The sequence below is a fragment of the Mycobacterium sp. genome, assembly GCF_008709575.1.
Lineage (GTDB): Bacteria > Actinomycetota > Actinomycetes > Mycobacteriales > Mycobacteriaceae > Mycobacterium.
In genome coordinates this window covers 415-1,315 of sequence record NZ_VYIK01000163.1, presented here as the reverse complement: position 1 = coordinate 1,315, position 901 = coordinate 415, and the positions used below count along the sequence as shown (strand labels likewise).

Annotated in this window: 1 protein-coding gene; it reads right to left on the bottom strand. The window is 65.3% G+C overall.

Annotated elements, in window-relative coordinates; genetic code table 11:
• Nucleotides 1–247: 247 nt before the first annotated feature.
• Nucleotides 248–901, bottom strand: a 654-nt coding sequence (locus F6Q13_RS17545; protein WP_293059270.1) for a fatty acid--CoA ligase family protein, incomplete at its 5' end; no start/stop codon positions are given.

The following is a 901-nucleotide window of genomic DNA, read 5'->3' as shown; positions in this document are numbered from 1 at the left end:
CGTTGAAGTTCTTGACCGTCGGGTCCAACGTCACGGTGTTGGTCAGATACGGCATGTCGGTGGCGAAACAGTCCACCCCGGCCAGCCGGTCGTGACCGATCAGGCAGCACACCGGTCACACGTAGCGGAACGTGCACGAAACCCGGGAGAGTCCACGCTTCCTGCCGGCAACCCACCTTCACATGTGAGCGGAAGCCCCAGCCCGGGCCCCGGCATCAGCGACGACGTCGTCCTCGCGCGGGGGCGCTCACCCGCCCCGGGCTTGGATCATCGCCGAGCGGTTAATCTTGGTTGCTGCTGTGCGGGGGATCTGGTCGACGAACTCGACCGTCTTGGGAACCTTGTACGGGGCAAGCCGGCTCTTCGCGTAGCCGATCACCTGTTCTTCGGTCAGCGGCGCTCCCGACTCCGCGCGTTGGACCACTGCATGCACCCGGCGACCCCACTGCGGATCGGCGAGTCCGATGATGACGACGTCGGCGATCCCCTCGTGGTCGGCGAGCGCGCACTCCACCTCGGCGGGAAAGACATTGGCGCCACCAGTGACGATCATGTCGGCACGGCGGTCGGCGATGTAAAGGTAACCGTCGGCGTCGAGGTGGCCGATATCGCCGGCGGAGCGAAATCCATCGGGTGTTGACGGCAGCGGAGGCGCCCCGCCCAGATAGCGATATCCGCTGCTCATCGGTGCCCGCAGGTAGATGTCGCCAAGTTCGCCGGGGCCGAGCGGTCGCCCCTGCGCGTCGAGAATCCGGATTTCCGTTCCTCTAAAACCGCGACCGACACTGCCTGGATGGGCCAACCATTCGTCGCCGCGCAATGCGGTGAGGCCGAGGTTCTCGGTCATCCCGTAGGCCATCAGGATCTGTTCGGGACTGAGCAGGTCGAACCAGGTATGCAA